Below are 569 nucleotides of genomic sequence, written 5' to 3'. Positions count from 1 at the left end.
CAGGAACATCGTCTCGTCCAAGAGGATATCGAGCGTTCCGATGCCATGATGATCACCGCCACCATCATTCGCCAGCTCATTCCAAATCTCGTCGCCATGAACTTCGGCCCGCAGGATCATTATCCGATCGTCCGTATCGGGCGTCCGGACGAAGTGATGTTGAAGGAGTTTGCCGAAGCCTTCGACAAGTTCGCCAAACACGGTCTCACGGTTGGCGCATCTTATATCCGCGAACGCCTCGGCGCTCCGGCTCCCGTGGAAGGAGAAGAGGTTATCGGTGGGCGTCAGCCTTCCCTGATGGATCGCTTGTTTGAATCGGACGGGCGTGCGCCTGAGCTTAACTCGGTTCGCAAGATGCTGAACGCTCGCGAAACGAAATCGCCGACTGAAGATATTATCGGGAAGCTGACTGACCGGCTTCAGGATGATGCGGCCGGAGCACTTGCGGGCCTTACCGAAGAAATCCGCACGGTGCTGATGTCGGCGGAAACGATTGCCGACGCAGCTGACCAGCTTGCCCGGATGAAGCTTTCACCGGATGAGCTTTCACAAGCCATGGCACGCGGAAT

At 57.1% G+C, this 569-nt stretch carries 1 protein-coding gene; it reads left to right on the top strand.

Annotation, left to right across the window (positions count from 1 at the left end; translation table 11 throughout):
* On the top strand, positions 1-569 hold a 569-nt coding region (locus KWJ32_RS28335), incomplete at both ends, for a DUF935 family protein (protein WP_256886633.1).

It is taken from the genome of Ochrobactrum sp. BTU2 (assembly GCF_024539785.1).
GTDB lineage: Bacteria > Pseudomonadota > Alphaproteobacteria > Rhizobiales > Rhizobiaceae > Brucella > Brucella anthropi.
Note: the sequence above shows the minus strand (reverse complement) of the source record. Positions and strands in the feature narration are given on the sequence as shown.